28 protein-coding genes and 2 pseudogenes are annotated in these 25,766 nt (G+C 60.5%); 15 read left to right on the top strand and 15 right to left on the bottom strand.

Going from position 1 to position 25,766, the window contains the following annotated elements:
• Positions 1–106: 106 nt before the first annotated feature.
• The 4 genes from ATY29_RS18875 to ATY29_RS18860 all read right to left on the bottom strand — a co-directional run bounded on the left by ATY29_RS18875 (position 107) and on the right by ATY29_RS18860 (position 3,187).
• Entirely contained in the window at positions 107–877 is a 771-nt protein-coding gene (locus ATY29_RS18875) for an amino acid ABC transporter ATP-binding protein (RefSeq protein ID WP_003572124.1), read from the bottom strand.
• 12 nt (positions 878–889) lie between these two features.
• Positions 890–1,549, bottom strand: coding sequence for an amino acid ABC transporter permease (locus ATY29_RS18870; protein WP_003572125.1), 660 nt, complete (start codon positions 1,547–1,549; stop codon positions 890–892).
• A gap of 4 nt (positions 1,550–1,553) precedes the next feature.
• Positions 1,554–2,216 carry an amino acid ABC transporter permease gene (locus ATY29_RS18865; protein ID WP_003572126.1) on the bottom strand — a complete coding sequence of 221 codons (663 nt, stop codon included), beginning with the start codon at positions 2,214–2,216 and terminating at the stop codon, positions 1,554–1,556.
• Positions 2,217–2,347: 131 nt separating this feature from the next.
• Entirely contained in the window at positions 2,348–3,187 is an 840-nt protein-coding gene (locus ATY29_RS18860; RefSeq protein ID WP_003572128.1) for a transporter substrate-binding protein, read from the bottom strand.
• A gap of 210 nt (positions 3,188–3,397) precedes the next feature.
• On the opposite strand from ATY29_RS18860, the gene ATY29_RS18855 reads away from it, so the two are divergent.
• Complete coding sequence (locus ATY29_RS18855) at positions 3,398–3,649, top strand: antitoxin (protein ID WP_025417946.1); 252 nt, start codon at positions 3,398–3,400, stop codon at positions 3,647–3,649.
• A pseudogene (locus ATY29_RS18850) lies at positions 3,646–4,044 on the top strand (PIN domain-containing protein). The gene ATY29_RS18855 and the pseudogene ATY29_RS18850 overlap by 4 nt, the downstream one beginning before the upstream one ends.
• 776 nt (positions 4,045–4,820) lie before the next feature.
• Here the strand turns inward: ATY29_RS18850 and ATY29_RS18840 are convergent.
• Entirely contained in the window at positions 4,821–5,906 is a 1,086-nt protein-coding gene (locus tag ATY29_RS18840) for an ROK family protein (protein WP_097533020.1), read from the bottom strand.
• 122 nt (positions 5,907–6,028) lie between these two features.
• On the opposite strand from ATY29_RS18840, the gene otsB reads away from it, so the two are divergent.
• The 7 genes from otsB to ATY29_RS18805 all read left to right on the top strand — a co-directional run bounded on the left by otsB (position 6,029) and on the right by ATY29_RS18805 (position 12,905).
• Positions 6,029–6,808, top strand: coding sequence for a trehalose-phosphatase (otsB, locus tag ATY29_RS18835; RefSeq protein ID WP_025417944.1), 780 nt, complete (start codon positions 6,029–6,031; stop codon positions 6,806–6,808).
• 197 nt (positions 6,809–7,005) lie between these two features.
• A complete protein-coding gene (locus ATY29_RS18830) occupies positions 7,006–7,890 on the top strand; it encodes a helix-turn-helix domain-containing protein (protein ID WP_003572137.1) in 885 nt (294 codons plus the stop codon).
• A gap of 233 nt (positions 7,891–8,123) precedes the next feature.
• Complete coding sequence (locus tag ATY29_RS18825; protein WP_025417943.1) at positions 8,124–9,197, top strand: ABC transporter substrate-binding protein; 1,074 nt, start codon at positions 8,124–8,126, stop codon at positions 9,195–9,197.
• Between the two features lie 72 nt (positions 9,198–9,269).
• Complete coding sequence (locus ATY29_RS18820; protein WP_097533019.1) at positions 9,270–10,091, top strand: ATP-binding cassette domain-containing protein; 822 nt, start codon at positions 9,270–9,272, stop codon at positions 10,089–10,091.
• Positions 10,088–11,347 carry a sugar ABC transporter permease gene (locus ATY29_RS18815; RefSeq protein ID WP_097533018.1) on the top strand — a complete coding sequence of 420 codons (1,260 nt, stop codon included), beginning with the start codon at positions 10,088–10,090 and terminating at the stop codon, positions 11,345–11,347. The genes ATY29_RS18820 and ATY29_RS18815 overlap by 4 nt, the downstream gene beginning before the upstream one ends.
• 24 nt (positions 11,348–11,371) lie before the next feature.
• Positions 11,372–12,100 (top strand): SDR family oxidoreductase, encoded by a 729-nt coding sequence (locus ATY29_RS18810; protein ID WP_097533017.1) that lies wholly within the window; start codon positions 11,372–11,374, stop codon positions 12,098–12,100.
• Between the two features lie 40 nt (positions 12,101–12,140).
• Complete coding sequence (locus tag ATY29_RS18805) at positions 12,141–12,905, top strand: SDR family NAD(P)-dependent oxidoreductase (protein WP_097533016.1); 765 nt, start codon at positions 12,141–12,143, stop codon at positions 12,903–12,905.
• Positions 12,906–13,129: 224 nt separating this feature from the next.
• On the opposite strand, the gene ATY29_RS18800 is transcribed toward ATY29_RS18805, so the two are convergent.
• Positions 13,130–13,318 carry a hypothetical protein gene (locus ATY29_RS18800; protein ID WP_003572146.1) on the bottom strand — a complete coding sequence of 63 codons (189 nt, stop codon included), beginning with the start codon at positions 13,316–13,318 and terminating at the stop codon, positions 13,130–13,132.
• Positions 13,319–13,486: 168 nt separating this feature from the next.
• Positions 13,487–14,203, bottom strand: coding sequence for a calcium-binding lectin RapA2 (rapA2, locus tag ATY29_RS18795; protein WP_097533015.1), 717 nt, complete (start codon positions 14,201–14,203; stop codon positions 13,487–13,489).
• A 426-nt stretch (positions 14,204–14,629) separates the two neighbouring features.
• On the opposite strand from rapA2, the gene ATY29_RS36935 reads away from it, so the two are divergent.
• From ATY29_RS36935 to ATY29_RS18770, 5 genes and pseudogenes are all read left to right on the top strand, one after another.
• Positions 14,630–14,782: a hypothetical protein gene (locus tag ATY29_RS36935; protein WP_165779353.1), complete on the top strand. Its 153-nt coding sequence runs from the start codon at positions 14,630–14,632 to the stop codon at positions 14,780–14,782.
• Positions 14,783–14,821: 39 nt separating this feature from the next.
• The gene (gene rpsU, locus ATY29_RS18785; RefSeq protein WP_097533013.1) at positions 14,822–15,055 is read left to right on the top strand and encodes a 30S ribosomal protein S21; all 234 of its coding nucleotides are present in this window, start codon (positions 14,822–14,824) and stop codon (positions 15,053–15,055) included.
• A gap of 62 nt (positions 15,056–15,117) precedes the next feature.
• A complete protein-coding gene (locus tag ATY29_RS18780) occupies positions 15,118–15,312 on the top strand; it encodes a hypothetical protein (protein WP_003572153.1) in 195 nt (64 codons plus the stop codon).
• An 11-nt stretch (positions 15,313–15,323) separates the two neighbouring features.
• Complete coding sequence (locus tag ATY29_RS18775; protein WP_097533079.1) at positions 15,324–15,902, top strand: alpha-ketoglutarate-dependent dioxygenase AlkB; 579 nt, start codon at positions 15,324–15,326, stop codon at positions 15,900–15,902.
• 68 nt (positions 15,903–15,970) lie between these two features.
• A pseudogene (locus ATY29_RS18770) lies at positions 15,971–16,444 on the top strand (pyridoxamine 5'-phosphate oxidase family protein).
• Between the two features lie 15 nt (positions 16,445–16,459).
• On the opposite strand, the gene ATY29_RS18765 reads toward ATY29_RS18770, so the two are convergent.
• The gene (locus ATY29_RS18765; RefSeq protein WP_003572156.1) at positions 16,460–17,371 is read right to left on the bottom strand and encodes a LysR family transcriptional regulator; all 912 of its coding nucleotides are present in this window, start codon (positions 17,369–17,371) and stop codon (positions 16,460–16,462) included.
• A gap of 96 nt (positions 17,372–17,467) precedes the next feature.
• On the opposite strand from ATY29_RS18765, the gene ATY29_RS18760 reads away from it, so the two are divergent.
• Entirely contained in the window at positions 17,468–18,343 is an 876-nt protein-coding gene (locus tag ATY29_RS18760) for an aldo/keto reductase family oxidoreductase (protein WP_097533012.1), read from the top strand.
• A gap of 117 nt (positions 18,344–18,460) precedes the next feature.
• Here ATY29_RS18760 and ATY29_RS18755 read toward each other — a convergent pair whose 3' ends face one another.
• From ATY29_RS18755 to ATY29_RS18725, 7 genes are all read right to left on the bottom strand, one after another.
• On the bottom strand, positions 18,461–18,652 hold the full coding sequence (locus ATY29_RS18755; RefSeq protein ID WP_097533011.1) for a hypothetical protein: 192 nt from the start codon (positions 18,650–18,652) through the stop codon (positions 18,461–18,463).
• A gap of 120 nt (positions 18,653–18,772) precedes the next feature.
• A complete protein-coding gene (gene ppk2 / locus ATY29_RS18750) occupies positions 18,773–19,687 on the bottom strand; it encodes a polyphosphate kinase 2 (RefSeq protein ID WP_097533010.1) in 915 nt (304 codons plus the stop codon).
• A 107-nt stretch (positions 19,688–19,794) separates the two neighbouring features.
• Positions 19,795–21,447, bottom strand: a complete 1,653-nt coding sequence (locus ATY29_RS18745; protein ID WP_097533009.1) for a GMC oxidoreductase — start codon at positions 21,445–21,447, stop codon at positions 19,795–19,797.
• A gap of 83 nt (positions 21,448–21,530) precedes the next feature.
• Positions 21,531–22,613, bottom strand: coding sequence for an ABC transporter ATP-binding protein (locus tag ATY29_RS18740; RefSeq protein ID WP_097533008.1), 1,083 nt, complete (start codon positions 22,611–22,613; stop codon positions 21,531–21,533).
• A 7-nt stretch (positions 22,614–22,620) separates the two neighbouring features.
• Entirely contained in the window at positions 22,621–23,505 is an 885-nt protein-coding gene (locus tag ATY29_RS18735) for a carbohydrate ABC transporter permease (protein ID WP_003572170.1), read from the bottom strand.
• Positions 23,505–24,392 (bottom strand): carbohydrate ABC transporter permease, encoded by an 888-nt coding sequence (locus tag ATY29_RS18730; RefSeq protein ID WP_097533007.1) that lies wholly within the window; start codon positions 24,390–24,392, stop codon positions 23,505–23,507. The genes ATY29_RS18735 and ATY29_RS18730 overlap by 1 nt, the downstream gene beginning before the upstream one ends.
• Before the next feature lie 103 nt (positions 24,393–24,495).
• Positions 24,496–25,728, bottom strand: a complete 1,233-nt coding sequence (locus ATY29_RS18725) for an ABC transporter substrate-binding protein (RefSeq protein ID WP_097533006.1) — start codon at positions 25,726–25,728, stop codon at positions 24,496–24,498.
• Between the last annotated feature and the right edge of the window lie 38 nt (positions 25,729–25,766).

Below are 25,766 nucleotides of genomic sequence, written 5' to 3'. Positions count from 1 at the left end.
TGCAATGGCTGAACAGTCGCAACGAGGATCGCTCGATGTGCTCTGGCTCTTTGTCTTTGTGCGGGTCGTTATCCTGGAACCGTTGCACGCTTCCGGGCGACATGCATCAGTTGAAACTCGAGGTTTTGAGGAATTCCGCGAGCCGTTCAGTCTTCGGCCGGACAAACATTTCCTTCGGATCGCCCTCTTCGCAGATAACACCCTGGTTCATGAAGATGACGCGCGATGAGACCTCGTAGGCAAAGCGCATCTCATGGGTGACGAGCAGCATGGTCATGCCGTCGGCGGCAAGCCCCTTGATGACCTGCAGCACTTCGCCCACCAGTTCCGGGTCCAGCGCCGAGGTCACTTCGTCGAACAGCATCAGCCTCGGCGACATGGCAATGGCGCGGGCAATGGCGACGCGCTGCTGCTGACCGCCGGAAAGCTGGCCGGGATAGTGGTTTGTGCGGGCGGCGAGGCCGACCCGATCGAGCCATTTTTCCGCGATGGCGCGGGCCTCTGGCTTGGTCATTTTCTTGACCTTGACGAGGCCGAGCATGACGTTTTCAGCGGCACTCATATGCGGGAAGAGATTGAACTGCTGAAACGCCATGCCGGTCAGCGCGCGCTGGCGGGCGATCTCCTTCTCGCTCTTGCGCCGCCGCGTTGCGCCGTCGACGCGGTAGCCGATCTCTTCACCATCGAGGCTGATCGTGCCGCCCTGGAATTCTTCCAGCATATTGACACAGCGCAGCAAAGTGGTCTTTCCCGAACCGGACGAGCCGATGATGGAAATGACTTCGCCTTCCCCCACGGCGCAATCGACGCCTTTGAGGACTTCGTGGATGCCGTAAGTCTTGCGCAGACCCTTGATGTCGAGAATGGTCTTGGCCATCGGGGGATCTCCTCAGGACGGCAGGGCGGTCTTGCGCTCGACATATTTGCCGAAGTGCTCGATGCCGTAATTGACGATGAAATAGAGACCTCCGGCCAGGAAATAGAACTGGAGGCTCATGAAATTGCGCGAGATGATCTCCTGCGTGCGCAGGAGCAGCTCCGCGACGCCGATGACGGAGAGCAGCGTCGAGGCCTTTACCATTTCGGCCGCGGTATTGACCCAGGCTGGCAGGCACTGCCGCATGGCCTGCGGCCATAACACCGAGGTGAAGGTCTGGGTAAAGGTCAGGCCGATCGCCTTTGCGGCTTCGGTCTGCCCCTTAGGGATCGCCTGAAGCGCGCCGCGTACGATTTCGCCGACATGGGAAGAGCAGAAGATCGCAAGGGCGAGCACACCGGCGGAAAACGGCCCGAGATCGAGCCCGACGGCAGCCGAGACGTAATAGCTTGCCAGCACCAGCACAAGCACCGGCGTGCCGCGGATAATATCGGTATAGGCGCGCACGATGAGCCGCAAGACAACGCCGCCATAGACGAGCGCCAAGCCGACGAAAACGCCGAGGACGGACCCTGCGAGAATGGCCAGCAGCGAGATCGACACAGTCACGCCGACGCCGTTGATGATGACGGTGCGGGCGATCCAGAGTTGTTCGAGAAAGGTGTGGGACATCGGTCTATCTCGGCAGGGCCAGACGGCGCTCGACGAAGCGCATCACGGCGGCGATGAGGAAACAGGTGGCGACATAGAGGGCCGAGGTGACCATCCAGGTTTCGATGACGCGGAAACTCTCGACATTGATCTTGCGGGCAGCAAAGGTCAGTTCCGGCACGGCGATGGCGGCGGCGAGCGAAGTGTCCTTGAAGAGCGAGATGATCGTCGACGATAGCGATGGCAGGACGTTGCGCAGCATCAGCGGTGCGATGATGGAGCTGCGAATCTGCATCCCCGTCAGGCCGATGGCGAGGCCGGCTTCCGTCAATCCTCTCGGGATCGACAACAGTCCGGCGCGGAACACCTCGGCCAGATAAGCGCCGGAATAGAGGGAGAGAACGAGCACGAAGCTTTTTATCTTGTCGAGGCGCAAGCCCATCTGCGGCAGCGCAAAAAAGGCGAAAAGCACCAGGACGAGAATTGGCAGGTTGCGGATGACAGTGACATAGACCCGCGCCGGCACGACCGCGAAGCGGTTTTTGGAGGTCAGCGCGAAGGCCAGGACGAGGCCGATCACAGCTCCGATCAGGATCGAGATCACTGCAAGGCCGAGGCTGAGTGCAAGCCCGCTCAAAAGAAAATCGAAATTGCGCCAGACGGCAGCAAAATTCAGCGTGTAACCCATGCGGGCCGCCCTTTCAGGACTGACGCATCGGGCACGATGCGCAGATTCACAATATTACGGCGTGCTTTGCGCGTCTGAAAAAACGCGCGGCGCAAGCAGCGGAGCGGGAAACAATCCCGCTCCGCTGGCCGTTACTTGAACTCGACGGGAAAGCCGATCTGCGGCGGGGTCAGATCCTTGCCGAACCAGGTCTTGAAGGACTTGGCGTAAAAATCGAACTCGACGCCGGTCATGGCTTCATGCAGGGCGGTGTTGACAAAGTTCAGCCAGTCCTGATCGCCGCGCTTGACCGCGCAAGCATAGGTCTGCGGGTTCCAGCCGTAGCCGGCGTCTTTGTAGCGGCCCGGGTTCTGCGTCATGTACCAGGCGAGCGACGATTGGTCGGTTGCCACGGCATCGGCGCGCCCCGACTCCAGCGCCTGATAGATCAGGTCGACGGAATCATACTGATCGACGGTCGCCTCCGGTAATGCCGCATGCACCATGGCCTCGGCATAGACGTTCTGGAGAACCGAGATTGTGACGGAGGAACCGGCTGCCTTGAGGGCGGCGTAATCGCCATATTTTCCGTCCGCCTTGAGCATCAGGCCGACACCCTCGCGATAGTAAGGAATGGTAAAGGCGACCTGCTGGGCGCGTTCACCGGTCACCGTCATGAACTGGCAGGTGATATCGACCTTATCGGTGGTGATGTTCGGGATGCGGGCGTCCGAGGATTGATTCACATACTCGATCTTCTCAGGATCGCCGAACAGCGCCTTGGCGATGATATGGCCCATGTCGACGTCGAAGCCCTGAAGCTTGTCGTCGGCGCTCTTGAAGTGCCAGGGCGCGTTGGTGCTGCCCGTGCCAAGGACGAGATGGCCGCGGGCGAGCACTTCATCGAGCTTGCTGCCGTCGGCCAGTGCGGGCGTGGAGAGCAGGGCGGCGGCGGCCAGCGACATCACGCCGGCGCGAAAGGAAATGGTCATGGCGTTCCCCTTATGGATGGTTCTCAATATTCCAGTATAATGGATGCATGTCTGTTTTACTGGAATACTGTATCAAGTGCCATCAAGGGCAAATTGTCAATGGGTCATGCTGAAAAAACGCGCAGGGATGCACGTGGCGATTTTTTCGGCAGTGCAGCATTTTCCTCGCCGCGAAGCGGATTGCCCGCCTGCGCTCTGACAGTCGGCGGGATGTCGCATCGTCAAGGAACTGTCCCTTCGCGCGAAGCCAAACTTTTCCGAAACAACAAGAGCCAAGCCGTCCGCATCGCGGCTGACTTTGAGCTCCCCGGTGACGGCGTGATGATCTACCGCGACGATCGGATCACCATCGAGCCGGTGCACCGCAAGAAACTGCAGGATGTTCTGGCAGGTTGTGACGTACTTTGTCCTGAAGATGATGTCGACGAGTCCCTGCTTCCTGCGAAGGCAATCGACCTGTGAGCAGGCTTTATATGCTGGATACCAGTATCGTGTCCGAACTTGCCCGAAAACCCGAGGGGCATCGTCGCTCGACGCATCGGCGAGGTTGGGCCAAATGCAATATATGTCAAAATTATCATGGCGTGCGAACTGCGCTACGGCTGCGCCAAGAAGGGGTCAGCGAAACTTCTGGCTCAAATCGAGGCGATCCTCCTCGACAGCGTGCCCGTGCTCGTGCAGGACGCGCCGGCCGATGCCGAGTACGGCGGCATCCGGGCCGAACTGGAGGCCGCCGGCAAACCTATCCGCGCCCACGACATGTTGATGCCGCCCATGCATCTGCCCTCGGGTCGTTCTGGCAAATGGATAACAATCCGGATTCGACAAAAAAATCATGTGCAATTCCGGAGCCTTAGCGCGTTGTCCGCTGACAACTATGGTTTTCTCCACCCGCTAAAGTCGGCCGGCCTTCAACATATCCTGACATCCTCGATGCGACCCAGCATTGGCGCCGGCGCACCGAAGACGGATTCCGCAGCTGGGCGCGGAGACCTGGCACCCCGTCTCTCATTTATAGGCGGAGGCATGATACAGGTTTTCGGCGTCCGGCCCGCGGACAGGACCATTGCCGGAAGGCTTGTCGTTTGCATCCTGGGTTTCTGGGTCGTGGCGTGAGGGGGCAAGTCCGAGCATTTGTTCAAGGCGACCGGCATTGAGCGGAGCGCTTATTCCCTTGAAGTTCATCATCCATCTTTCGTCTGCGCATGGCTTGTGTAACGCTGCAGAGATAAGCGCAGTTTGCACCCGCCCAGAACAGCCCGTCGGCGTTTATCACCATCTTTCCGACGCGAAGGAGGAAAGGGGAGGGAGCATGTTTCATCTCTCCCATGCCGGCAGCTGATGGCGAGGCGACATCCGAGGCCTCATGATCACATCAACTGCAAGATCACAACAGCGCATCCAGGCGAATTCGGTGGCTATGCTCGGTCGCGTTGGCATGACGGAGTGTGGTGGAGTTGCAGCCAGCCAGTTTGACCTGGGCTCCATATTAATAACGCAACCTTCCTGGTGGAACGAATGGGTGAGTTCGTTTCCGCCTAAATTCCTTCTATTTACCTATACCATAAGTACTCCGCGATGCTGGCCGAGCCGCGTCCGTCATTCGTGGGCGTCGCGTGAGGTAGAGTTGAGCCTATCGTGCCTTCGTTGTCTCGCGATTGGTAAAATGCGCATTGCCCAAACCCGTGCCGATCGTCAGCACGGCCCATCGCGACACGTCGGTCATAAAAGGGATCTGCGACAAACCCTGCACGACGGCGTCATTGTGCATCATCACGAATGTGCTGTCCTCGCCGATCTCAGGAATGGCCTTCATCAGCGCGGCGGGAAGGTTGAAGCTGTCGCTTTCCCAGTTTCCGCCGGGCAGATTTTGGCCGCCTCGTTCGATCGAGCCATCGGCCTTGATGATGCCGGGGCAGGCGATACCGATGATGGGAGCAGGTTTCAGATTGGCCTTTTCAGCCTTGTCGATCAGGTGCTGCAACATCGCGGCCAACCTCTCGATGGTTGCGGTACGACTTGGCTCGTCGTCGGCATGACGCCAGATAGTTGATTCCCAGACACTCGCATCCGCAAAGTTCGGCGCGTCGTCCTTTCCGAATTTAACGACGCCGGCGCGAACGTTAGTGCCGCCGATATCGACGGCCAGGATCGCCTCGTGGCCTTTGAACATCCAGCGTGGCATCAGGTGGACCGAGCCGATCAGTCCGGCCTCATCAGGGTGGTGAACGATCGGCACGATCTCGACATCGATGCCGGCCGCTTTGAGAATAATCATGGTCCTGGCGATCGTCAGCTCGCCAAAGCGGCTATGCCGGAAGCCCCCGCCGACGACGATACGCTCCGTCTTCAGCCAGCGCTTGTCCTTCAGGAATTTTCCAATCACATCGGCAAAGTCTTGCGCGAAGTCCTCCACCGCCCCCATGACCAACGCCGCTGCCTCCATATCGTCGCCCTTCAGAAAGGCATCGATCTTTTTCTTGGAGAGCTTCGCCGTCGCGGTCTTGCCGATCGGGTCATCTCCGACCTTGCGGACACGTTTCCTCCAATCGTCGAGCTTCATTTGAAAAGTCTTCTTGTTGGCGTTGTCGCCAACGAAACCATCCTTGTCACGCAGTTCGTTGTTGTAATCGTCGACCGTCACCAATGGCAGGTTTGACGCGCCATGCGCCAACGGGGCATTGACCTCATCACGGGGCTCGGAACTGCTTTTGGCCATCAAGGTACCTTCTACGGCGCGAGGGCTCGAACGGGCGGCGAGATACAACGCAGACTAGCGCCGGATGTTCCAGCGTCCGAAAGGTCACTTGCCCTCGTCGGCCGGTGACCTAGCTTCAAAGATTGCAGAGTTTGGAGAATGCCGTGCAGGACGATACTGCTACCCAGGAAATGCTTTCACTGGTCTTGGAAGAACCGGAGCGCTGGGCGATGTTTCTCGACATCGATGGGACCCTGCTCAATCTCGCGCCCACGCCGGATGCGATCGAGGTCCCTGAGGCGCTTCCCGGACAACTTCACCGCCTGTCGAACAAGCTCGGCGGCGCCTTGGCGCTGGTTACAGGACGGTCGCTTGCCTATGCGGACGCATTGTTCAAACCCTTTTCCTTTCCGACAGCGGGCCTTCACGGTGCGGAAATAAGGAGTGCTGCCGGAATGCACACAGTCGAGCCAACACCGGAGTTTCAGGCGCTCAAGCATGCGCTGACGGCAGAAGCCGAGCACTATCCCGGCGTCCTGATCGAGGACAAGGGCGCGGCCGTTGCCGCGCATTATCGGCTCGCGCCCGACTATGAAAAGGTACTCGAAGAGCGCATGCATCATTATGCCGAGCTCGCCGGGCCGAATTGGGCATTGCAGCTCGGAAAGAGAGTCTTTGAGCTGCGCCCGGCACGGTCGAGCAAGGGCGATGCGCTGGAGCGGTTTTTCCAAGCCGACCCTTTCAAAAACCGCAGCCCGATCACCATCGGCGACGATCTGACAGACGAGTCGATGTTTGCAATCGCCAATGCACGCGGCGGCGTTTCGGTGCGTGTCGGCGCCATCGGCGCCCCGAGCTGCGCCACGAGCCGGCTGTCCTCGGCTGCGCTGGTCAGGAACGTCATTGCCGCCCTGGCCGCCTGAGATACGTCCGTACGAGATATCGGATGCGTGTTGTTGCCGTCTACACGCCGGATGCACGGCGACAATCGTCAAAAAAGTATCAGTTTTGACTGGGAATCGTGGTGGCGGGCGCGAAACAAGCCCACTACACTCCCTGACAATTAAGCCAAACCGGGAATTTGGCAGTGGGCTTAGAACCCGCCCTCGGAGGAGGAAACATGGAACCTGACTTGGAAGTCGTTCAGATCAGGCCGGGCGAATCTTTCGCAACGAAGGCGCATGGCTATCCCTATCATACGGTTCGCTGGCATTTTCACCCGGAATACGAGCTGCATCTCGTCGTGGCGACGACCGGACGCTATTTTGTCGGTGACTTCATCGGCGAGTTCGAGCCGGGCAATCTTGTGCTTGCCGGCCCCAATCTTCCCCACAACTGGATCAGCGATGTGCCGAAGGGATCGAGCATTCCACTTCGATGCCAGCTCATCCAGTTCAGCGAAAATTTCATCAGTGACACGATGAAGGTGCTGGCAGAACTCGGCCCCTTCGAGCCGGTGCTCGAAGCCTCCCGACGCGGCGTGCTCTTCGGCGCCGAAACCAGCCGGCAGGTGGCGCCGCTGATGAACGAGGTGCAGCGGGCGCAGGGCGTACGCCGCATCGAACTCTTCATGATGATCGTCGGCCTGCTCAGCCGGGCGCAGGATGCCCAGCTCCTCGCCAGCCCGAATTATCTGCCCGATCCGTCCGGTTACATGTCGGCCGGCATCAACAAGGCGCTCGCCTATATAAGAGAGAACCTGACGAAATCCTTCGATGAAGCCGATCTCGCCAGGATTGCAGAACAGTCCACAGGCGCCTTTTCGCGCGCCTTCCGCCGCCACACCGGCATGTCGCTCGTGCAATATGTGAAACGCCTGCGCATCAATCTCGCCTGTCAGATCCTAATGAGCGACGACCACGCATCGATCACCGATATCTGCTTCGAAGTCGGCTTCAACAATCTGTCCAACTTCAACCGGCAGTTTCTGGCGGAAAAAGGCATGACGCCGTCCCGCTTTCGGCGGCTGCTGGGTGACAATATCAACGTGGCGAAGGCGGCCTGACCCAGCCGGACGAGAATACGAAGCAGGTCGCCGAAGACGGCGATAGGGAGGACGAGGAGGAGGAACCAAACCGACACTGATTTGGACGCGAGCGCGCAACGAGCGGTTCGTGACGGGAGACGCTTGTCCGCAAAACAGCAAGTCGCCAGGACAGGCGTGGCGGTTCGATCAGCCGAACGGCCACAGCAGAATACTGCAATGATGACGCTACACAATTTTTCCAATGGGAGGAGATGGAAATGATGAAATTCTCGATGAAAACGGCAGGCGCCGCAGCATTTGCACTGTCCATGCTCGGCGGCACGTCCGCCTTTGCACAAACCGCCGTTGCCGATGCAACGGTCGCTTTCCTCATGCCGGACCAAGGCTCGACCCGTTACGAAGAGCACGATCACCCGGGCTTCGTTGCGGAAATGAAGAAGCTTTGCGCCTCGTGCAAGGTCATCTACCAGAATGCCGATGCCGATATCGCCAAACAGCAGCAGCAGTTCAATTCGGCCATCACCCAGGGTGCCAAGGTCATCGTGCTCGACCCGGTGGATTCGGCAGCCGCCGCCTCTCTGGTCCAGCTCGCCCAGAGCCAGGGTGTCAAAGTCATCGCCTATGATCGTCCGATCCCGAAAGGCAAGGCCGATTTCTATGTCTCCTTCGACAACAAGGCGATCGGCAAGGCGATTGCGGAATCGCTCGTCCAGCATCTGAAAGCGAAGAACGTGCCGACCGATGGCGGCGGGATTCTGCAGATCAACGGTTCGCCGACCGATGCGGCCGCCGGGTTGATCAAGGACGGCATTCATGAGGGGCTCGCCAGCGGTGGCTATAAAACGCTGGCCGAATTCGACACGCCGAATTGGCAGCCGGCGAATGCCCAGCAATGGGCCGCAGGCCAGATCACCCGCTTCGGCAAACAGATCGTCGGCGTCGTCGCCGCAAATGACGGCACCGGTGGCGGCGCCATCGCCGCCTTCAAGGCGGCCGGTGTCGATCCCGTGCCACCGGTGACCGGCAATGATGCGACGATCGCCGCGCTGCAACTGGTCATATCGGGGGATCAGTACAACACGATCTCGAAACCGAGCGAAATCGTCGCCGCGGCCGCGGCCGACGTCGCCGTCAAGCTCTTGGCAGGCGAAACGATCAAGGCCGAAATGACGCTCTACGACACACCGGCGCAGCTCTTCGTGCCTGCCGTCGTCACTGCCGAAAACCTCAAGGCCGAGATCATCGACAAGAAGATCAACACCGCCGAAGAACTGTGCACCGGCCGTTATGCCGAAGGCTGCAAGAAGCTCGGCATCACCAAATAATCGAGCCAAGGGAAGCGCGGCCGGATCGCCGGTCGCGCTTCCGGTTTCTACTTCTTTCCGAAAGACCAGGCGATGTCTGAAACCTCTCATATCCTTGACGGCTCTCGTCAGCCTGTCCTCAGCCTGCGCGGAATATCGAAGAACTTCGGGGCCGTGTCGGCGCTCACCGATATCGAGCTCGACGTGCATGCCGGCGAGGTCGTGGCGCTCGTCGGCGACAATGGCGCCGGCAAATCGACGCTGGTCAAGATCCTGGCCGGTGTGCATCAGCCGAGCTCGGGCACGATCCTGTTCGAGGGAAAACAGGCAAATCTGTCGAGCCCAGGTGCCGCCCTCGACCTCGGCATTGCCACCGTCTTCCAGGATCTGGCCCTTTGCGAAAACCTCGACGTCGTCGCCAATATCTTCCTCGGCAAGGAGCTCAATCCTTTCCAGCTCGACGAGGTCGCCATGGAGATCCGCGCCTGGAAGCTGCTGAACGAGCTTTCGGCCCGAATCCCAAGCGTGCGCGAGCCCGTCGCCTCGCTCTCCGGCGGCCAGCGCCAGACCGTGGCGATCGCCCGGTCGCTGCTGCTCGAGCCGAAACTGATCATGCTCGATGAACCAACGGCAGCGCTTGGTGTCGCCCAGACCGCCGAGGTGCTGGATCTGATCGAGCGCGTGCGTGAACGCGGTCTCGCCGTCATCATGATCAGCCACAATATGGAGGATGTGCGTGCCGTCGCCGACCGCATTGTCGTGCTTCGGCTGGGGCGCAACAACGGCACCTTCATGCCCGATGCCTCCAACGAAGAGCTCGTCAGCGCGATCACGGGCGCATCCAACAATTCCGTCTCCCGCCGCGCCACGCGCCGCAAGGCGCAAAGCAGAGAGAGCGAGGAGGGAAGACCATGACGAAGACCATGCAGAATGAACCGGCCGCACCTGTTCTCCTCGACCGGCGCGACGAAAGGGTGCGCCACGACGACAGCCTTGCCGGATCGGTCCGCGCCTTCTGGGACCGCATCCGCTCAGGCGACCTCGGCTCGCTGCCTGTTATCGTCGGCCTGGCGATCATCTGGACGGTGTTCCAGGCGCTCAATCCGGTGTTTCTCTCCAGCGCCAATCTCGTCAACATGCTGTTCGACTGCTCGACGGTCGGCGTCATCTCGCTCGGCATCGTCTGCATCCTGATGGTCGGTGAGATCGATCTGTCCGTCGGTTCGGTCAGCGGCTTCGCCTCGGCGCTCACCGGCGTCTTCTGGATCAATCAGGGCTGGCCGGTGGTGCTGGCCATTCTCGCCGCCATGGCCGTCGGCGCCTTGATCGGCTCGCTCTACGCCTTCCTCTTCAACCGCTTCGGCATGCCGAGCTTCGTGTCCACCCTGTCGGGACTGCTCGCCGTACTTGGCCTGCAGCTCTATATCCTCGGATCGACCGGATCGATCAATCTGACCTACGGTTCCTGGCTGGTGAATTTCGGGCAGATCATGGTCATGCCGGATCCGATCGCCTATGCGCTCATCGCCCTTGCCGGCACTGCCTTCCTTTACTCCAGCTACCGCACGGCGTCACGGCGGCGGGCTGCCGGCCTATCTTCGAAATCGGTCGGAGGATTGCTTCTGCGTGCTGTCGTCATCACGGTCGCCCTGGAAGCGGTTGCTTTCTATCTCAACCAGTCGCGCGGCATCCCCTGGATGTTCGGCCTCTTCGTCGGGCTCGTCGCCGCCATGAACTATGCGCTGACGCGCACGAAATGGGGGCGCTCCATGCATGCCGTCGGCGGCAACAGGGAAGCCGCCCGCCGCTCGGGCATCGATGTGTCGCGCATCTATGCGAGCGCCTTCGTCACCTGCGCCCTGCTTGCGGCGACCGGGGGCGTGCTTTCGGCGGCGCGGCTGGCGACCGCAAGCCAGCAGGCCGGCACCGGTGACGTCAATCTCAACGCCATCGCAGCGGCGGTTATCGGCGGCACCAGCCTGTTCGGCGGGCGCGGCAGTGCCTATTCGGCCCTTCTCGGCATCATCGTCATCCAGTCGATCGCCAGCGGGCTGACGCTTCTCGATCTGTCGTCGTCGCTTCGGTACATGATCACCGGCGCCGTCCTTGCCGTCGCCGTCATTGTCGACTCGCTGGCCCGCCGATCGCGTATTTCGCACGGCCGGGCCTAATCAACAGGAAAGCAGAGGAAGAAAATGGGACAGGATCTGTCTGGAAAAGTCGCGGCCGTCACCGGGGCGGCATCGGGTATCGGTCTGGAATGCGCCAAGACCATGCTTGCCGCCGGCGCCCGGGTCGTGCTGGTCGATCGCAACGAGCAAGCGCTAAAGGAAATCTGCTCGACGCTCGGTGCAGACGCCATTCCGCTGGTCATCGATCTCATGGATCCGAAGAGCATGGCTTGCATGATGCCTGCGATCCTGGAGAAGGCAGGCCAGCTGGATATTTTCCACGCCAATGCCGGTTCCTATATCGGCGGCGAGGTGCTGGGCGGCGACCCCGATGCCTGGGACCGGATGCTCAATCTGAACGTCAACGCCGCCTTCCGTTCGGTGCATGCCGTCCTGCCGCATATGGTCGAACGCAAGACCGGCGATATTATCCTGACGAGTTCCGTCGCCGGTCTGGTTCCCGTGGTATGGGAGCCGATCTACACAGCCTCCAAACATGCGGTGCAGGCCTTCGTCCATACGCTGAGGCGCCAGGTGGCAAAGCATGGCCTGCGGGTCGGGGCGGTCGCGCCGGGCCCCGTGGTCACTGCTCTTTTGAGCGATTGGCCGCAGGAGAAGCTGGATGAGGCGCTTGCCGCCGGCGGCCTGATGGAGCCGAAGGAAGTGGCCGAGGCGGTGCTGTTCATGCTGACGCGCCCGCGCAACGTCACGATCCGCGACCTCGTCATCCTGCCGCAAAGTACCGACATCTGATCAGCGCTTGCCGCCTTCCCAAACCAGAAAGGAAACCGCCATGATCTTCGACAGATTTCGCCTGGACGGGCAGGTGGCGCTGGTAACCGGCGGCACGCGTGGCATCGGGCTTGCGATCGCCGAGGCGCTCGGCGAGGCGGGCGCTAAGGTGCTCATTGCGGGAAGGTCGCGCAATGCGGCTGCGGAAGACCGGCTCGCCAAGGCCGGCGTCGATTGCGATTTCATCGCCGCCGACCTGACCAAAGATCATGCCGCCGACGCGCTCGTCACAGAGGCGCTCTCACGGGCGGGCCGGCTCGACATCCTCGTCAACAATGCCGGCGTCGCTATTCATGGCGACAGCGGCGCGTTTTCCGACGCGATCTGGCGCAAGATCATGACCGTCAACGTCGACGCCGTCTTCCGCGCCTGCCGCGCGGCACTTGCCCCCATGCGACGCCAGGGGGGCGGCGTCATCCTCAATATCGGCTCGATATCGGGTATCGTCTCCAACATTCCGCAGAACCAGGTCGCCTACAACTCTTCCAAGGCGGCGGTTCATATGATGACCAAGAGCCTGGCGAGCGAAGTCGCCGCCGAAAACATCCGCGTCAATGCCATTGCGCCGGGCTACATCGAGACCGACCTGTCACGCGGCGGCATCGACAATCCCGACTGGTTCCCGACCTGGCGCAGCATGACCCCGATGGGCCGCGTCGGGCAGCCGGAGGAGGTGGCGGGTGCCGCCTTGTTTCTCTGCTCGGCGGCGGCAAGTTATGTCACCGGCGAAGTACTTGTCATCGATGGCGGTTATACAACGCGGTAAGACGCAAGCGATGGGTCGGGGAAGGGCGGTTCGTCGCCTCCCCGGGAATCGGCCAGTCATAAGAGAATTACACGGGTATGGTGATTTCGAACTCGGCTCCCGCGCCGGCCGTATTCAGCAGGAGGGTGGCAGGGGTCACCCAATCAAGCGAAATCTGGCGCAGCCTCGCTCATCGACCAGCCAGCTATATTTTCGAGAAGATCAATCAGGGAATAGAGAAAGGCTCATCTGAATCGTGGTGCGCGCTTGGCGTTGTGGAGTAGTTCGCAGGCTGTCGCGAAAGGCCCGAAAAGTTTAAGCAACAGCGCCTGTTCCTCGGCATCTATCCGATGGCGAGCACAATACTCGGTGACGGACCAGACTTTCGTCAGATCATCCGTTTCGATTTGCTTTGGTTCGATGTGTTCGGTCAAGGGCGTGTCCTCCGAACTTCGAGACTACGCCTCCCCGGCATTTATAAGAACTAGCTAAAAAGAATTATAAGGGCATTCGACCGAATATTTCAGCCACACCGTAGGCGAATATACGAAAGCGCCCGCCGATTGCGCGGCGGGCGTGTCTCGCTTATCTATTGCGGTTGATCAAGCAATATGGGTCGCATCAAAATCGGTGCCGGTGATGTTGAGCGTCACCTTGGCGGTGTCCGTGTGGCCTTCGCCATCGGAAATCTTGTAGTAGCGCAGAACTTCCGTGTAGGTCTGACCGTCGTTCAGATTGGTGTTCAGATCATAGGTGAACGAGCCGTCCGACTTGACATGGAACGTGCCGTAGGTGCCGGCGACGTCGGTCACGGCGTCGGTGCTGCCGTTTACCTGGGTGCTCAGGAACTGACGGAGGAACATCTTGCCGTTGTCGCCGGCAATGTCGTTGTCCAGAACGTTGCCGCCGATGGCGCTGCCTTCGGTGAAGTGGAAGGTATCGTCGACCGCGACCGGCTTGACCTGGGTTACGCCCTGAATGTTCAGGGAGAAGACGCCGACGTCGGTGTGACCGCTACCGTCGGAGATCTTGTAGGAAACCCTCTCCTGGTACGATTCGCCGTTGGCGAAACCGATCTTGGCAGCGTCGCTCAGGACATAGGTGTAGCTGCCGTCCGGCTTGACGAAGAACGTGCCGTAGTCGCCCTTGATCTCGGTCACCTGGCTGTTGCCGCTCTTGGCGCCGACGGTCGCACCGTCAAAGGCGCGCAGGAACAAGTGGCCATTGTCAGATGAATCGTTGGAAAGCAGATTTCCGGAAATAACGTCAGTTTCTAGAAAAGTTGCACTATCATCAGTTGCGTGTATCGGCGAAGCCATCGCTATCTCCTAAAATTGTTTATTGGCGGGTCAATTTCGACCTCAGCGAGCGGCTCCTTTAACAACCTATTAATACTGCAAGTCAATGGGTTATTTAATGAAAGGTTAATGTCCTCGCCGATTTACCCGTTGCTTCATTGCCGACGGAATAATGTCATATTTAAGCGAAATTGAAGAACATTGGGCGAAAACTATACCCGGCTAACTTGAAGATCTAGGACTTATATATCTATAGGTGATTCGGGACGCTGGTACCGTGCCATTCGGCCTGTCGTTGCAATCTCGTCCCGAGACGACTATTTTAGGGCTATAACCGATCCGAGCAGAGCCCTCTTAGTCGGCTGAACCGCTGCGCGCCCTCGAGGCTGCGACAGGCAATCCCACAAACAATCGATGACGCCGGCGCTTGCCGGTAAAGGATTACTTTTGAACGACACACATAAAGCCACCGCGGTCGCGGCGGTCAACCCGCGTGAGCGTGACGAGGCCGCCCGCTGTGCTGCCAGAGCCTGGAAGCCGTCTCCCTGCCTTCTCACCCGCCGCGAATTGCAGGCCCTGATCGCCGAGCAGCTTGGCTGAACGGCGATCGGCTCATCAACCAAACAAGGAGAATTCGAAATGCAGGTACTCGTCCGAGATAATAATGTCGACCAAGCGCTGAGGGTTCTGAAAAAGAAAATGCAGCGTGAAGGGTTGTTCCGCGAAATGAAGGAACGGCGCGCCTATGAGAAGCCCTCCGAACGGCGCGTCAGGCAAAAGGCGCAGGCGATCAGCCGGCATCGCAAGGCTGCCCGCAAGAAAATGCAGCGCGAAGGCCTGATCGCCGGGCCACAGCGGACGGCCGCCCGTTAAGGCCCATCTCGATCCGGCCTTCCCAGGCTTCTAGTGTTTATATTCCCCGGAAAGGACAGAACATGGACGAACTCAATAGCCTCACCGTTTCAGAAGAGCGCCTCGAGGATTGCCGCGATGTCGTGGAACCGGATCTGCAGGATCTGATCCAACGCGCATTGTCCTCCGGCTTTTCCCGCGAGGAAATTCTCATCGCCGTCAGCGAGCTGGTGGCCGAAGACTTCGCAATGGTCATGGAAACCCCAAGCGTGCATTGAGGCACAATCGCGTGAAGGTAACGGCACAGAAGGATCTCTTTGGTGCGCCCGACGAGTCACTTCCTGAGGGCTTTCGATATTCTCCCGATATCGTTCCCTTGGAGCTTCAGCATTCTGTTCTAGAGGCAATTCCTACGCTTCCCTTCAAAGCCTTTGATTTTCACGGTTTTGAAGGCAAGCGAAGGACCGTCTCTTTCGGCTGGAAATACGACTTCGACAGCCGGTGCGTGAGGAAATCCGAGCCGATACCACATTTGCTGCTGCCCCTTCGCGAGATAGCCGCAAGTTTCGCCGGTATCGAACCGGCTGCGCTCGAGCAGGTTCTGGTAACCGAATATGGCCCGGGTGCTCCGATCGGCTGGCACAAAGACAAGTTCGTATTCGGCCGGGTCGTCGGTATTTCCCTGCTCTCGTCCTGTACCTTCAGGCTGAGGCTGCGGGACGGCGGCAAATGGCAGCGGCGGTCTCTCATCGTCGAACCCGGCTCGGCCTATCTCATGGCCGGCGCGTCGCGAGTACTCTGGGAACATTCCATCCCGCCCGTCGATCGGCTGCGTTATTCGATCACCTTCCGGGAATTGGCTCAGTAGCAGCCAACACGCCGGAACCTCTGCTTCGGCAGATGGTTATCCCGTCTTCTGCAAAGATGGAGATAATGATGGCCGAGCAGGACGATGCGACACGGGTATGGGAGTTGATCGACAAAATAGGATTTTGCATGCTGACGAGCCGCAGCGGTGACGATCTGCGTGCCCGCCCGATGTCTGCCTATTCCGCACAGCTCGAGAATGCGGTCTATTTTCTGACGGATGTGGCCAGCCACAAGGACGACGAGATCGCCCGATCGCCAAAGGTGTGCCTCGCCTTTGCCGACACCAAGGGACAAAAATATGTTTCCGTGTCGGGCGTGGCCGAGGTGCAGAACGATCGCGAGAAGATCAAAGAATTGTGGGCCACGCCAGCCAAGGCATGCTGGGACAATGCCGATGATCCCTCCATCCGCATCCTCAAGGACCGACTTCGGCCGAATACTGGGACAGCCCGGGCACGATCATCAGCTATATCAAAATGGCGGCCGCAGCGGTTTCGAAGCAAGCCCGATATGGGCGACAATGCCGAGGTTAAGCTTTGACGCATGAAGCGCCGTTCAAGCCTGCCTGGCCGAGGCCTTGATGAAATCGATAAATGCTCTGAGCGGGGCCGGCACCAGTCGCCGTCCGGGGTAATAGAGGAACGGACCGGAAAAGTGCTGCCACCAGGGTTCGAGGATGGGCTCGAGAGCGCCGCTGTCGAGATGCGGGCGCAGCCAATCCTCGAAAACGCAGATGATCCCAGTGCCCGCAATCGCTGCGTCGACGGTCAGGTCGGTCGCCCCGCCGACCCTCACGATCAATGGCCCTGAAGGTTCCACCCGAACCACTTCGCCCTCACGTTCGAACTCCCATGGGCTCGTCAGCGCGCCGCTGGCAAAACGACCCAGCAGACAGGCATGACCGAGCAGTTCGCTTGGATGCTGCGGCCGGCCATGGCGGTGGAGATAGTCAGGGGAGGCGGCCGTGGCAAAGCGCTGCACACGCGGCCCGATCGGCACCGCGATCATATCCTGCTCCAGCCGCTCGTCATAACGGATGCCGGCATCGCAGCCGGCGGCGAGCACGTCGACGAAACTCTCCTCAGCAATCACTTCCAGGCGAATGTCGGGATAGGCGGCGAGGAACGGCGGAACGATGGCGGGCAGCACCAGCCGCGCCGCGCTGACCGGCACGTTGAGCCGCAGCGAGCCGGCCGGCCGGTCGCGGAATCCGTTGACCACGTCCAGTGCCAACTCCACCTCGGTCAGAGCAGGGCCGAGCCTCTCCAGCAAGCCCTTGCCCGCTTCGGTCGGGACGACGCTGCGTGTTGTGCGGTTGAAGAGCCGGACACCGAGCTCGGCCTCCAGGCGACGCACCGCCTCGCTGAGAAAGGAGGCGCTACTGCCGCTGACACGCGCGCCCTCGCGAAAACCGCCGGCCCGCGCCACAGCGACGAAGGCGGTGAGATCACCGAGGTCTGTCTTCATTGTTCGCCTTTCCGCACAGCCCGTGCGGATTGTACCGGATTATCGCGCGCGTCAACAGCGCCTATCTTGGCGTCACCTCTTGAAAGGAGTAACATCATGTCCATAATCGATCAGTCCGGAACCTTCAAACTCGGCGACTTCAGCGTGAAGCGGCTCGGCTACGGCGCCATGCAGCTTGCCGGCCCCGGCGTGTTCGGCCCGCCCAGGGATCACGGTGCGGCTTTGGCCGTGCTGCGCGAGGCAGTTGCTTCAGGCGTCAACCACATCGACACAAGCGATTTTTATGGTCCGCACGTCACCAACCAGATCATTCGTGAAGCGCTCCATCCCTATCGCGACGACCTTGTCATCGTCACCAAGATCGGCGCGCGCCGCGGCACGGACGGATCCTGGATTCCGGCCTTCTCGCGTGAAGAGTTGACGGCGGCGGTACACGACAACCTCCGCAATCTCGGCCTCGACGTGCTTGACGTTGTCAACTTCAGGATTGCGTTCGACCTGCATGGCCCTGCCGAAGGGTCGATCGAAGCGCCGCTGACGGTGCTTGCCGATTTGCAGCGGCAAGGCCTGGTACGCCATGTTGGCTTAAGCAACGCCACATCGAAGCAGATCGTCGAAGGTCGCGGGATCACCGAAATCGTCTGCGTGCAGAATCAATACAATCTTGTGCATCGGGCTGACGATCGCCTGATTGACGATCTTATCCGGGAGGGCACCGCTTATGTGCCATTCTTCCCGCTCGGCGGCTTCACCCCGCTGCAATCCTCCACCCTGTCCGATCTCGCCGCACGCCTTGATGCCACGCCCATGCAGGTTGCACTCGCCTGGCTGCTGCGTCGCGCGCCGAACATCCTGCTGATCCCCGGCACCTCGTCGCTCAGTCATCTCAGGGAAAACCTCGCAGCTGCCGAGCTGGTGCTGCCGGATGATGCTGTCGAAAAATTGAACAGCATGGCTGACATCGCCGCCTGACAGCCATGTGAGCGTGCGCTATCTTCTCCGGCGCGGCTGGACGAAACCGATCATAACCTTGGATACGTGCCTTCCGGCCGTTGAAAAATTCTAACGCTTTTCAAGCCGGACGATAAATCAGGATGGCTTCCTTGTGAGAAGCTCATAGGCTACGAGGGCCGATGACATCGCCAGAAAAACCACGATTGCCAATGGATAATTGGCAATCGCATTCGGATCGGCCAGCTTTGGAATGCCGATGACGGTGCCGACCGCCAGAACCGCCGACAGAGCAACCTCCTGAACGATCAGTTTCGCAAAGCGCGTCATAACCAGCCTCCTGTCACCTCAGTCTTTCAGCGCAAACGCCACGTCCGAAGTCTCATTTCTCCAAGCTAACCTAGTGTCGGCTGGGAAACGGTCCAGAGGGGATCGGCCACGACCGCGCTTTCAGTAGCGCTCCGGCACGAGCATTTCAGCGGGGACCGGCGCCCTGTTGTAATCGGCATGACGGATGCGATCCGGCAGTTGGATTTCCGGCTTCGGCACATCCTCATAGGGAATCTGCTCAAGAAGATGGGCGATGCAGTTCAGCCGCGCCCGTTTCTTGTCCACTGCCTGTACCACCCACCAAGGCGCTTCCTTGGTGTGCGTGCGCGCCAGCATTTCTTCCTTGGCCTTGGTATATTCCTCCCAATGGACACGGCTTTCCATATCCATTGGCGAAAGCTTCCATTGCTTCAGCGGATCGTGGATGCGCATCTTGAAGCGGAATTCCTGCTCCTCATCGGTGATCGAAAACCAGTATTTGATCAACACGATTCCGGAACGGACCAACATGCGTTCGAATTCAGGCACCGAGCGGAAGAATTCGTCGAGCTCTTCCGGGGAGCAGAAGCCCATCACGCGCTCGACGCCGGCGCGGTTGTACCAGCTTCGGTCGAAGAGCACCATTTCGCCGGCTGTGGGAAGATGCGGGACATAACGCTGGAAATACCATTGATGGCGTTCCCGCTCGGTAGGCGCAGGCAGGGCCACCGTCCGGCAGACCCGCGGATTGAGCCGCTGGGTCACGCGCTTGATCGCGCCGCCCTTGCCAGCCGAATCCCGGCCCTCGAACAGCACCACCACCTTCAGCTTCTTATGCTGAACCCAATCTTGCAGCCGCACCAACTCGTGCTGCAGCCGGAAGAGTTCCCGGAAATAGATCTTTCGCTCGAGGGTCTGCTCGGCCGGTTCCGACATTCCTTCGGCGACCAGATCGTCCAGCCGGTCCTCCTCCATCTGCATTTCCAGCTCCTCATCGAAGCTGTCGGCGATCTCGGCCTTGATCCGGCTGAGTTGGTCCTGATGTGTTTGCGACATAGGCTTTTCCTTCCTGCTTTCGTTGACAGGAGCATGTCAGTGCGAAGGTTATATGACGACCACTGATCGAAGCTGAAACGGATTAGTCGCGTCTCTCGTTCCCACGCCTATAGCTGCCCCGTCCGGTATTGGTCGACAAGGTTCCGGCAGGCGCGGATCGTCAGGGCCATGACGGTAAGCGTCGTGCCGGCGATGCCGCTGCCGGGGAAGGCGCTGGCGTCGGTAACGATGAGGTTCGGGGCGTCCCAGACCTGGTTATAGGGGTTGAGCACCGACGCCTCCGGGGTCTCGCCGATGCGCGCACCGCCGGTTTCATGGATCGCCGCACCCATGCACATGGTCTTACGGAACCATGTGCGGAACATGAAGCGGCTGAAGGCATCGACCTCGGGGAAGGCGCCCTCGCCCATCTCCTTAAGGCCGGTGGGCGAGCCGATGAATTCGAGCTCGCCGCCGACGTCCCTGATCATGGCGATCAGCGTCTCCTCCTGCCGGGCAAGCAGCGCCTGCTCCTCCGCCTGCATGACACAGCGAATGTGTGGCACGGGAATATTCCAGGCATCCCGACGCTTGCCGTCGAGGGTGATGCGGTTGTCGGCATAGGGCAGCATGCGGCCGAAGCCGAAGAAGGCGAGACGCGCATCGGTCTCCCCGGATACCGGAGCCCGGCCGACGCTGCCCTGGTAGTCGAAATCGCCGCGGGCCGTGTCACCCTCGCCGAAGCGCGGGATGAAGATGCCGCCTGACGGATTGTAGAACGGATCGGTCGGGGCAGATTCGTCGTGCGCCCAGCCCTTCGCCTTCGAAAAGGATCCGAAGGCAAGACAGGGAAGCTGGTCCATGAAATAACGTCCGAGGGCGCCCGAGCTGTTGCCGAGCCCGCCTGGATGTCTTGCCGAAGCCGAATTCAGGAGCAGCCGCACGCTCTCAATCGGCGACGCGGAGAGAACCACCGTGGCGGCACGCGCGGTCGATAGCTCGCCGGTGTTGCGATCGATGAATTCCGCGCCGGTGGCGCGGCCGGTTTTCTCGTCCGTGGTGATGCGGCGGACGACGGCGTCGTAGCGGATCGTCAGCCGGCCGGTCGCCTTGGCATCGCGCAACGGTCGCGGCATGCGGTCAGCGTCCGGCGCGATATAGCGCCAGGAGACGACGTGTCTTTCCGGCCAGCGGCTTTCCACAGCCTGCTTGAAGATCTGTTCGGCCGGCGTCAGGTTTGCCGGCTTCGCATAGACCCCGTCCGGCAGGGTGGTCACATCGTCCTTGTTGCCGTAGAGCTCAAGATAAGTCTCGACCTCGTCGTAGAACGGCGTCAGTTCGTCATATGAGACCGGCCAGTCGACGCCCTTTCCCGTGCGCGACCGGATCTTGAAATCGTCGTCGGTCCAACGCAGCAGCACGCGGCCGAAACTGTGCAGGCGCCCGCCGCCCTGGCGGCCGCGGATCCACAGGAACGGTTCGCCCTTCGGCGTCGTATAGGGGTTCTTGCGGTCGTTGACGAAAAAATGGCTGAAGCGCTCGGTAAAAAACGCTGCGCGCGCCTGGATCGGTTGACCCTTGAGGGTGGCCCGCGCGCGCTCCCAGATATTGATGCTGCTTGCCGGCGCCTTCTTGCGCGCGGGGTCGAAATCCTTCGGCCCGACGGCAGGGCCGGCCTCCAGCAGCAGCACCGACAGCCCCTGTTCCGTCAATTCCCTAACCGCGAAGGAACCCGCCGCGCCGGAGCCGATCACCAGCGCATCATAGACAATCTCAGACATGTCTTTTCAAATCCTGTCCTGGGGCAATTCCTCAAAGCAGTGCAAAACGCATTCGGAACTGCGGGAAACAAAGGGACCGCGCATCAGAGCCGCGATCCATCGGCGCCGAAGAGCGACGCTTTGGCGATATCGAGCCCGGGCGCGAGAGGATCGCCGGGCTCAAGAGCGACGTCGCCCATCAGCCGGAGCGAGAGGCTTTGATCGGCCCAATCGAACCAGACGACGGCGTCCGAACCCATCGGCTCGACGACGGAAACGCGGCCTGGAATGGTCGGCAGGCCGCTCGATGCACCGTCGAGCACAAGATGCTCAGGGCGAAAGCCGAGTGTGGCAGGTCCTTCTGCCGCTGCCTGGCTGAAGGAATAGCCGCGGAGATCGACGATAAGCTCACGGCTTCGGAAAACCGCCGATCCGCGGCCGCGCTCGATCTGACCCTCGATGAAATTCATTGCCGGAGCGCCGATGAACCCGGCAACGAAGAGATTGGCCGGGCGGCGATAGATCTCCGCCGGCGAGGCGAGCTGCTGGATCACGCCGTCGCGCATGATGGCAATCCGATCGGCCAGCGTCAGGGCCTCGACCTGGTCGTGGGTGACATAGATCATCGTATTTCCGAGGCGCTGGTGCAGCTTCTTAATCTCGACCCGCAATTCATTGCGCAGCTTGGCATCGAGGTTCGACAGGGGTTCGTCGAAGAGAAAGACATCGACTTCGCGCACCAGCGCCCGGCCAATGGCGACGCGCTGGCGCTGGCCGCCCGATAGTTCGGCGGGGCGCCGGTCGAGCAGCCTGTCGAGCTGGAGGAGCGCCGCGGTGCGGGCAACACGGGCCTCGATTTCGGCCTTCGGCAGACCGGCGACGCGAAGACCGAAGGAGAGGTTCTTGCGGACCGACATGCGGGGATAGAGGGCGTAGGACTGGAAGACCATGCCGATGCCGCGGTCCTTCGGCTCCTCCCAGCTGACGTTCCTGCCTGAGATCCACACCTCGCCTGCGGTAATGTCCTGAAGGCCGGCAATGGCATTCAGAAGCGTGGACTTGCCGCAGCCGGAAGGGCCGAGCAGCACCAGGAACTCGTGGGGCGCGATGTCGATCGACATTTTCTCGATCACCGCGTGGTGGCCGTAGACGATCTTCAGGTCCTTGACGGAGACGGCAGATTGCATGGAAGCGTTACCCCTTGACTGCGCCGGCTGCGATACCGCGGACGAACCAGCGGCCGGACAGGAAATAGATGGCAAGGGGAACGAGGGCGGTTAGGATCGTTGCCGCCATGTTCACGTTATAGGTTCGCTCGCCCATCGTGGTGTTGACGATATTGTTGAGCTGCACGGTCATCGGCAGGTTGTCGCGGCCGGCAAAGACGAGGCCGAGCAGGAAGTCGTTCCAGATGCCGGTGAATTGCAGCATGGAGACCACGACAACCATCGGCACGGCGATCGGCAGCATGATCTCGAAGAAGATGCGCCAGAAACCGGCGCCGTCGACGCGCGCCGCCTTGCAAAGCTCTTCCGGCACGGTGACGAAATAGTTGCGGAAGAGCAGCGTCACCAACGGCAGGCCGAAGATGACATGCACGAGGATGATGCCGGCGAGCGAATTGTAGAGATCGATATTCGCCATCGCCCGGACCATCGGATAGAGGAATATCTGGTAGGGGATCAGGCCGCCGGCCATCAGCAGGCCGAAGAGCAGGTTTGCGCCGCGCGGCCGCCAGAGCGACAGCGCATAGCCGTTGACGGCGCCGATGAAGACCGAGAGTGCGACCGCGGGAAGGGTGATCGCCACCGAATTCCAGAAGCCGCTGCGAATGCCGACACAGACCGTTCCCATGCAGGCGCCCGACCAGGCGGTAACCCAGGCGGAAAAATCGAGCTTGGCCGGTAGGGCGAAGATCTGCCCGAGCCGGATTTCGTCCATGGATTTCAGCGAAGTCACCACCATCGTATAGAGCGGCAAAAGGAAGAAAAGCGCAGCGACGACAAGGAAGGCATAGAGGCCGGCGCGTCCGGCCGTGATGCGTGCCGGCTTCGGGCCGTTCGGATAAGGATGGACCATCACGCGCCTCCCTTCGCCCGGTTGCGCATGTGCATCGCGTAGCGGAACGGGGCGACCGCGATGATCACACCGAGGACGAGTACCGTCGCGCCTGCAGTGGCAAGGCCGAGGTTCTGGCGGCCGAACAGATTGTCCATGATGAATTTCGCCGGCACCTCGGTCGCATTGCCGGGGCCGCCATTGGTCATGGCGACGACGATGTCATAGGTCTTGATCACGCCCATGGCGAGCAGCATGCCGGCAGCCGCGAGCGCCGGCCCGAGCTGCGGCAGGATGATCGAGACATAGATCCGCCAGACGGGAATGCCGTCGATGCGCGCCGCCTTCCATTGCTCGGCCTCGATGCCGCGCATGCCGGCAAGCGCAATGACCATGACCAGTCCGGCGCCCTGCCAGACGCCGGCAAGCACCAGCGCATAGATCGCCATGTCGCGATTGACCACCCAGTCGAGGACGAAGCTTTCCCAGCCGAGCGAACGCATACTCGCCTGGATGCCGAGCGTCGGATTGAGCATCCATTGCCAGATCAACCCGGTCACCACGAAGGACATGGCGTAGGGATAGAGGAATATCGTCCGAAAGGCGCTTTCGAAACGGATCTTCCGGTCGAGCGCCGCCGCCAGCAGGAAGCCGAGCAGCAGGCAGCCTGCGACATAGAGAAGGCCGAAGATCAACACGTTCTGCAGCGATGCCAGCCACTTGGCAGATGAGAACAGCTTCGAATATTGCGCAAAACCGACATAGGTCGAGGATGGAAACAGCGTCGAATTGGTGAAGGAGAGGCGGATCGACCAGGCCATGGTGCCGATAAAGACGACGACCGCGACGAACCATGTCGGCAGCAGCGCGATGGTGGAGGAAAGATTGGGCTTGCGTTTGATGGGCATCGGCCAGCTCGTTGACGGATGAAAGCGGGGCTCGCGCCGCCGCGTGGAGCGCAACGGTCTACAGCCGTGGCGCCGACATCAAGCCGACGCCACGGTCACGATCCTACTCGAAGATGGCAAAGAAGTTTTCGGCCGACGAAGCCGCATCGTCCGAGCCGCCGCTCCAATATTCATCGACGAAATCGTCGAGCGCCCCGACCTGCTGTGGGGTGAGCACGATCGCCTGATCCGGTACGATGGCGCCGGCGGCCATCAGCTCAGCACCCTTCTGGGCGCAGACATCCAGTTTCGTCTTGTCGACGTCGGAGCGCATCGGAATCGCTCCCTTTTTGAGGGCGAATTCGACTTGGACGGCTGGGTCCATCACGACTTCAGCGAGAAGTTTCTGCGCCTTGTCGGTCCCGGCATTGTTGGTCTTGGGGAACCACAGGGCATCGGCGATATAGACCATGCCGTTGGATTCCGGCACGATCATGCAGCCATAATCCTTGCCCGGTTGCTTGCCGGCGACGGTGAATTCGCCCTTCGCCCAGTCGCCCATGAACTGCACGCCGGCTTTGGCGGTGATCAGCATGGCGGTCGCGTCGTTCCAGTTGCGGCCGGCAGCCCCCGCATCGACATAGCCGCGCAGCTTGCCGAGGATTGCAAGGGTCTTCTTCACACCTTCGACGGAGGCCTGGCTCTTGTCTTTGTCGACATAGATCTTCAGGAAACCGTCGATCCCCACCTGCGACAGCAGGATCATGTTGAAGACCTTGGTCTCTTGCCAGGGCTGACCGCCCCAGGCGACCGGAACGATGCCGGCAGCCTTCAGCTTGTCGAGGTCGGCGAAGAATTCGTCCCAGCTCTTGGGCTCGTCTGAAATGCCTGCCTTGCCAAAGGCTTCCTTGGAATAGAAGGCCCAGCTTTCGCCATGGGCGCCGGTCGGAGCGAGATAGACCTTGCCTTCATAGGAGATCAGATCATGGATCGATTTCGGTAGGGCGTCCGCCCATTTGCCGGCGGCAGCGACGTCGTCGATCGGATTGAACAGGCCCTGGCTGACGAAATCGGCGGCGGCAAGACCGATGACGCCCTGTTTGGCGCCGGGCGCGTCACCGGCAACGATACGGTTCTGGAAGGCGGCGTCAGCAGCCCCGAATCCAGCGATCGAGGAGTCCTTCCAGACGCCGCCGCGCTTTTCGAACTCGGACTTGATGACGTTGAGGGCTGCCGCTTCGCCGCCCGACGTCCAGGACGACATGATCTCGATCGTCGGTTTGTCCTCGGCATGCGCCGAGGCGAACAGACCGGCCAATGCCACGCCGGCCAGAAAAAGTTTCATCATGGTCTTCATCGTTCCACCTCTTGAAAAAATGCCCTCTTTGCGGGGCG

This window comes from Rhizobium hidalgonense, from assembly GCF_002914525.1.
Classification (GTDB): domain Bacteria; phylum Pseudomonadota; class Alphaproteobacteria; order Rhizobiales; family Rhizobiaceae; genus Rhizobium; species Rhizobium hidalgonense.
The sequence above is the reverse complement of the archived record's forward strand: the minus strand, read 5'-3'. Positions and strand labels throughout refer to the sequence as shown.